The 2813-nt window shown below is 24.7% G+C and carries 3 protein-coding genes; all 3 read left to right on the top strand.

The genetic code is table 11. The annotated features are described in order from the left end of the window. A partial coding sequence (locus EJJ37_RS19565; protein WP_193553947.1) for a peptidoglycan-binding domain-containing protein occupies positions 1-492 on the top strand: 492 nt, incomplete at its 5' end. A gap of 490 nt (positions 493-982) precedes the next feature. Continuing rightward, entirely contained in the window at positions 983-1792 is an 810-nt protein-coding gene (locus EJJ37_RS19570) for a HipA family kinase (protein WP_133017099.1), read from the top strand. 11 nt (positions 1793-1803) lie between these two features. Beyond that, on the top strand, positions 1804-2559 hold the full coding sequence (locus EJJ37_RS19575; RefSeq protein ID WP_133017100.1) for a hypothetical protein: 756 nt from the start codon (positions 1804-1806) through the stop codon (positions 2557-2559). The last annotated feature ends 254 nt before the right edge of the window (positions 2560-2813 follow it).

The following is a 2813-nucleotide window of genomic DNA, read 5'->3' on the forward strand; positions in this document are numbered from 1 at the left end:
GCTAAATCTATGTTAATAGAAGTTTGTTTTGTAGACACAGAAGATGCGAATAAGTATCTTGAAGTTGGATATAAAGCAATTGCAAAAGCTATAGTAGATGCATTAGATAATCATATAATTAGTGATCAAGTAGATGATATAAATACATCATCTACATCTCAAACTCAATCTACGACAACAATTAAAGGTGATGATTGGGTAAGAAGATTACAACAAGAATGTAATAACCAAGGTTTCAGCAAACAAAATGTTGATGGCATAGCTGGACCAGCAACATTAGCTGGATGTCCTACACTTAGAAAAGGTGCAAGTGGCAATATAACTAAGTTACTTCAAGAAAAATTAGTTAAACTAGGCTACAATACTAATGGAGTAGATGGAATCTTTGGTAGTGGCACTTATTCTGCTGTAAGAGAATTTCAAAAGACTAGAGGTTTAAGTGCAGATGGTATTGTTGGTCAAAATACTTGGAGAAAATTATTAAATTTATAATATATTTTAAGGCTGATAAGTAAGAAAAAATATTGCTTATCAGCCTTTTTTATTTTTTAGAGGACTCTTTATTTTTTTTTATTTATTATTTATCTTGATGGAAAGGGATATAAATGAATTTTTACTTTAGCTTTTTATCACAATAATACTTAATAATATTGATAATATAATTATTATCTCCATCATAGTAGAGCCATCCTTATATTTAATTTAATTTCATTTAAATAAGCTTTAAATGCTGTAAATAGTATACTAGATTTATAAAAAATATAAATCAGAAATATAATCCACAAGTGGACAAGCTTTCCATTTTATAATAAAATAAAAGAAACTACTAAGAGGCCAATCAAAAGTAGTTTCAAGTATAATAGATATATTAACTTTTAATATCTTCATTATACTTGGTTACTAATGAAAATTCAAGAATAATGGAGGGAAAACATGCATACAAAAACCTTTTTTAGGATAAAATTGAAAGGTAGGGATATAAATGTTTGTTAGAAAACATATAGAAGAATTAAAATATCCCTTAGGAAATGGAAATACTAACCCTATAATGGGAACAATAAATGGAATACCATATGCAATTAAAACTATAAATAATGAGCAAGGTAATAAGACTTTAGTTAATGAATTAGTTGCACATATGATAATAAAAAAATTGGAGTTAAATATTCCTAATTGTGAAATAGCATATATAGATAATGCTACATATATAGATAATAATGTATCTACTAATGATTGGTTCACAGAAAAATGTTATGGATTAGCTTTCTGTTCTGAATTCAATCCTAGAACTATGGTTATTTCATCTGAGAAAATGATTATGTTAGCTAAAAATGCTAAATGGATAATTCCCAAATTATTATTATTAGATCATTTGCTTTATAATAAAGATAGAAATAAAGGGAATGTTTTATTAACTACCTTTAAGGATAATAAGGAATTACTATTAATAGATCATACTCATATATTTAATTTAGAAACTATATGGAATAGTACAGGATTAAAAAGAAAAATAGAAGAAGAGGACTATAAAGATGATTGGATAATGCACTCTAATAGTTATTTATACTCAAAATTCTTAAAGGCAAATCCTATAAATCTTATAGATATGAAAGAATCAGTTGAGTATTTTAAAAGCAAGTTAAATATAGAATTTATAAAAAGTCTTAAAGACTATATCCCAGTAGAGTGGGAGAGTGATCCAGAAGAAATTGATGCATTATTAGAGTACATAATTTATAGATTTGAGCATATAGATTATTATCCCAATTTAATTTTAAGTACTAATTATTAGGAGGAGTTATAATGGAGAAAATTCAATACACTTCTTTATGCCATTACCCAAGTTTGGTTTCGTCAGATTGTATTACTATAGCTGTATTATTTTATATAGAAAAAGATAAAAAAATAGTATTAGAGCATATTAAAAATTGGAAGAGACTAAAAGCTTTCAATGATGACTTAGATATAGATTTAATTAAATTGCAACTGGAAGGCATACAAGAAGAATTAGAAGAGTTTGTAAAAGAGGATAGATTTGTATTAAGTAAATATACTAAATTTTATATTAATGAAGTTAAATTTCAAGCAATAGTTGAAGTTGAGGTTGAAAATATTGAAAATTTTATTGAAGAATGTAAAAAACAATATCTGATAGGTGATATTAGTAAAGAGAAGAGACCCTCGGTAGATGAACAGATTAAATTTATTAAAAATTATCTAAAGAAAAGTGATCTTAAATATAAAGGCAATATAGATGGATATTTTGATGAAAAGATAGATTTTGATTTTCAAGTAAATAATTATTTATTTAAGTCATTTAGCCTAAAGGGGAAAAATGAAAAAAGAATGATCCATTCTGTAAAAGAGTGGGCATATGATGCATATAAGTTACAAGATAAATATAATATAATTTTTGTAACAGATATTGATGAAGATAGTTATGATAAATATAGAAAAGTTATGAATATATTAAAAGAAGAAAGTGAATCAGTAATTTCAACAGATGAATTGTTTGATTATATAATCAATAAAACAATAAATCAAACAACTCTATATTAATATAATCTAAAAGATAAACAAGTATAAAAATAACCATTTTAAAAAGTTCACAAAGAACAACAATCTATATTTACTTATATAAAATAAAAAAAGAAGTCACAAATAATGGATGCATGACTTCTTTTTTACTTTAAATAAAACGACATAAAAAAATAACTATTCAATAACATTTATATAGCATATGTTTTAAAATAAATCAATAATATTCAATAAAGTTATTATTTAGAAAAAAGAAATCACCTGTATGCATGGTG

This window comes from Clostridium cuniculi (assembly GCF_004353185.1).
GTDB lineage: Bacteria > Bacillota > Clostridia > Clostridiales > Clostridiaceae > Clostridium > Clostridium cuniculi.